The 2,011-nt window shown below is 70.1% G+C and carries 2 protein-coding genes and 1 pseudogene; 2 read left to right on the forward strand and 1 reads right to left on the reverse strand.

Features of this window, described 5'->3' with window-relative positions; translation table 11 throughout:
• The coding region (locus WBV89_RS18935; RefSeq protein WP_423982884.1) for a hypothetical protein at positions 1 to 406 on the forward strand (406 nt) is incomplete at its 5' end.
• Positions 407 to 419: 13 nt separating this feature from the next.
• On the opposite strand, the gene WBV89_RS18940 is transcribed toward WBV89_RS18935, so the two are convergent.
• On the reverse strand, positions 420 to 1,718 hold the full coding sequence (locus tag WBV89_RS18940) for a UDP-N-acetylmuramoyl-tripeptide--D-alanyl-D-alanine ligase (protein ID WP_423982885.1): 1,299 nt from the start codon (positions 1,716 to 1,718) through the stop codon (positions 420 to 422).
• A 25-nt stretch (positions 1,719 to 1,743) separates the two neighbouring features.
• On the opposite strand from WBV89_RS18940, the pseudogene WBV89_RS18945 reads away from it, so the two are divergent.
• Positions 1,744 to 2,011, forward strand: a pseudogene (locus WBV89_RS18945) (hypothetical protein); the annotation flags it as partial.

A 2,011-nucleotide genomic window follows, 5' to 3' on the forward strand; every position in this document is an offset into this window, starting at 1 on the left:
CCGTGAACACCTCCTCACCTTCGTCGTTCCGAACAAGGCCGGCGAGACGCCGCTCGACTACGCCGCCGCGAGTGTCGCCCGCGGCGGCAGGGCGACCCTCGTCGTGCTCCTCGACAAGCAGACCCGCCAGGATTTCCGCCGCTTCGCCGACGCCGAGGATCTCGACCGGCCCGCCGGCGAGGCGATCGCCCGCGACCGGTTGATCGATCTCTACAGCGCGCGCGTCGGCGGTGCCGACACCGAAACGGTGCTCACCGACGGGATCGACTCGCGCGACCTGGCCCGCACCGCCGAGGCGGCTCACGCGACCGGCATCGTCATCCCGCAGTCGCTCGCTGCTCGCTCGGACCTCCGCACGTTCGTGTCCGGCGCTCAGGTTCCGGTGCTGATCGCACCGGCCGCCTGACCCGGAACGACCGTCACCTCGTCAGTTCGCCGACAACACGCTCGAGGCCTGCCGAACGGCTCGCCTTCACCAGCACGACGTCGCCGTCGCCCAGTTCGCCGAGCGCGGCGACGGGATCATCACTGGGCCGCACCCCGTAGAGGTCGGTGCCGACCGCGATCAGTTCGACGCCGAGGGCCTCGGCGCGCTGCGCTACCTCACGATGCCCACGACCGGGGTCGTCCAGCTCGCCCATCAACCCGAGCACGGCGAACCGTCGACGGCCGTCCATCGCGACGAGAGCGTCGAGCGCTGCGGCCATCGAGGTCGGGTTGGCGTTGTACGTGTCGTCGATCACCAGCACCCCGCTGTCGAGTTCGGTGATCTCCATGCGCATCCCCGAAATCCCCGCTCCGGCGAGCCCGGCGATCGCGCTGTCGAGGCTGACCCCGAGCGCTCCGGCGACCGCGAGCGCTGCCGCGGCGTTCATCGCCATGTGCTCACCGCTGACGGCCAACGCGACGGCACCACGTCCCCACGGGGTGTCGACCGCGAAACGCGGACGGGCTCGCTCGTCGAGGACCAGGTCACTGATCCTCACGTCCCCATCGTCGCGCCCATACGTGAGCACCGAGGCTCCCGTGTGCGCCGCCATCGCGGCCACCCGCCGGTCATCCGCGTTGAGGATCGCGGTTCCCGCCCTCGGCAACGCCTCGACGAGTTCCCGCTTCGCCCGCGCCACACCCTCGATGCCGCCGACCCGCTCGGTGTGCGAGTGTCCGACGGTCGTGACGACACCGACGTCGGGTCGCGCCACCTCACACAGGGTCGAGATCTCGCCGAATCCGCGCATTCCCATCTCGAGCACCAGCGCCTCGGTGTCGTCGGGCGCGTTGAGGATCGTGACCGGCAGGCCTTGCTCGTTGTTGAAGCTGCGTTCGTTCGCGGTGGTGCGCAGGCTCGACCGACACGCCGCAGCGATCAGGTCCTTGGTCGAGGTCTTGCCGACACTCCCGGTCACGCCCACCACACGGGCGTCGGACCGTGCCCGACCGAACGCGCCGAGGGCCATCAGGGCCTGGGACGTGTCGGCCACCTCGATCGCGGTGTGATCACGGCGGAACGCATCCGGCTCACTCGTCAGGTGAACCGCGGCCCCGGCTGCGTAGGCGTCACCGATGAACTCGTGCCCGTTGCGGTCTGCGACGATCGGAACGAACAGCTGGCCGTCCGCGATCGCCCGCGTATCGAACGACACCCCGTCGAACTCGACGTCCGGCCCGAGCAGTCGGCCCCCGATCGCAACCGAAGCCTCTGATGCCAGCATCTTCATGGCATCGAACGGTACCGTCGACTCCATGACCGGAACCGGGATACGACCCCGCGACGCAGCCGACGACGGACGCATCGATCTGATCGTCCTGTTCGGGGGCGAGTCCGCCGAACACGACGTGTCGTGCACCACGGCGGCGCACGTCCTCGCGGCCGCCGACACCGACAAGTACCGCATCACCCCGATCGGGATCTCGACCGACGGTCGGTGGGCGATCGCCGACGGCGCCCTCGACGCACTCGAGGCCGGCCCCTCCGCGCTGCCCGCCCGTCTCGATCCGATCGGTACCGAGG

Origin of the sequence: Ilumatobacter sp. (assembly GCF_049588435.1) — a bacterium.
Classification (GTDB): Bacteria; Actinomycetota; Acidimicrobiia; order Acidimicrobiales; family Ilumatobacteraceae; genus Ilumatobacter_A.